The following is a 682-nucleotide window of genomic DNA, read 5'->3' on the forward strand; positions in this document are numbered from 1 at the left end:
CAATATGCAGACTACTACCGGCATCCACAATGGCCAGGCTGACGACTGGCGAGGTTTCACTCAGCAGATGTCCTGCTGCATCGTAGTCATAGGTCCAGGTAGCGTTGAGTTGATTGGTGTAGCTGATGCGATTACCCAGGCCGTCATAGCTGAAGCGTTCTGTATTACCCAATGCATCGGTATGGGCAATCAAACGCCCATCGGCATCGTACTGGTAAGACTGGACCTGATCAGCCGCATCCGATGCCGGTACGGCATTGCTGGCATTCAGAGGGGCAGACCCATTGAAGGTCGCCGCTGGCAAGGCTTTGGCATAGGTGGTGGCACTGACCAGACGGCCCAGCGTATCGTAGCTATACGCTTTGACATACCCCAGGCTGTCGATGCTGTAACGCACACGGCCATTGGCATCGAAGACTTGTTGCTGACGCTGGTCATTCGCGGCATCGGGATGCAGCAAGGCACGCACGCTGTCCGTGCTAATGGTGTTGGCGGTGGCTGGCAAGCCACTGAGGTCTATGCGGTTGGCGTAGCTGATGCTGCCGACCAGGTTGCCATTGGCATCATAGCGATTTTCTGAAACAGCGCCCTGGCTGTCGACGGTAAACACCAGCCTGCCAGCAGCGTCATGGGTATACCGCACATTGCGGTCTTGCTTGCCATTGGGCTGCAACTGACTGGC

General features: G+C 56.6%; 1 pseudogene. It reads right to left on the minus strand.

From position 1 onward, the window contains the following. A pseudogene (locus tag ACO0K9_RS28005) lies at positions 1–682 on the minus strand (hypothetical protein); the annotation flags it as partial.

It is taken from the genome of Undibacterium sp. Ji50W, assembly GCF_049340445.1.
Lineage (GTDB): Bacteria > Pseudomonadota > Gammaproteobacteria > Burkholderiales > Burkholderiaceae_D > Undibacterium.